General features: G+C 49.1%; 1 protein-coding gene and 1 pseudogene. Both read right to left on the bottom strand.

Annotation, left to right across the window (positions count from 1 at the left end; genetic code table 11):
• Window positions 1–241: pseudogene (locus tag QKY98_RS23695) on the bottom strand (conjugative transfer protein MobI(A/C)); the annotation flags it as partial.
• A 68-nt stretch (window positions 242–309) separates the two neighbouring features.
• Window positions 310–552 (bottom strand): hypothetical protein (locus QKY98_RS23690; RefSeq protein WP_284671717.1); only part of this gene is annotated, 243 nt, incomplete at its 5' end.

The following is a 552-nucleotide window of genomic DNA, read 5'->3' as shown; positions in this document are numbered from 1 at the left end:
TGAAGAAATAGACCTTGCACCAGGCAATCGACACAGATCCCTTGCCATTGCCACGCACGTCGATCAGTCGATAGATGATTTTTCCATCGGCTCTGGCTTTGGCCGCTTGGAAGTACTCGTCCCTTAGCCGCAAAGCCTCATCACGCAGGGCTTCATGGGCCTCATCCAATGAGGTTATAGCCTGCCCATAAAGACGGGAAATTAGGCCGTTGCTGGTTTGGGGGTCGATTGAAGGGGTCATTGTCATATCCTATCTATTTACAAGGAGGACGTTCGGGTTGTCATTAGCGAACGACTGGAAAAAGGGGGTCATGAAAGCGGTTTTTTAACGAGAACCAATTTGGGCGTATAGGTTGTCATTAAATATGGTTTTTTCTTGTTTAGCCGAGTTCTGGCCGCGGGAATCACACTACATCCGTTTGTATTGTCATTAAGTATGGAAAAAACTCGGCGGATGTCACTTAGCATGCGGATCGGCGGAACGTCGGTTTCAGCGGTTTCTGCGGGCATCTGACTTTGAAGAGCACTGAGTCGCGAGACCCATTCATCCGT

The organism is Pseudomonas sp. HR1 (assembly GCF_030175875.1).
In the GTDB taxonomy this organism is placed as follows: Bacteria; Pseudomonadota; Gammaproteobacteria; order Pseudomonadales; family Pseudomonadaceae; genus Chryseomonas; species Chryseomonas oryzihabitans.
The sequence above is the reverse complement of the archived record's forward strand: the minus strand, read 5'-3'. Positions and strand labels throughout refer to the sequence as shown.